Source organism: Achromobacter sp. DH1f (assembly GCF_000633435.1).
Taxonomy (GTDB): Bacteria; Pseudomonadota; Gammaproteobacteria; order Burkholderiales; family Burkholderiaceae_B; genus Achromobacter; species Achromobacter deleyi.
The window spans coordinates 1-220 of the sequence record NZ_AYMF01000074.1 but is presented as its reverse complement, the minus strand read 5'-3'; the positions used below and the strand labels follow the sequence as shown (position 1 = coordinate 220).

1 pseudogene is annotated in these 220 nt (G+C 69.5%); it reads left to right on the top strand.

Features of this window, described 5'->3' with window-relative positions:
• Positions 1–220: pseudogene (locus U858_RS34095) on the top strand (two-component sensor histidine kinase); the annotation flags it as partial.

Below are 220 nucleotides of genomic sequence, written 5' to 3'. Positions count from 1 at the left end.
CGACATGCTGTTCCTGGCCCGGGCCGACCAGGGCGAGGCCGCCACGGGCCGCATTCATGCGGTGCTGGCCGACGAGGTCGGCAAGACGGTGGAGTTCTTCGAATTCCTGCTGGACGAGGCGGGCATGCGCGTGCGCATCCAGGGCGAGCGGGACGCGGTGGCACTGATCGACACGGCGCTGTTCCGGCGCGCGGTGACCAACCTGCTGCAGAACGCCATC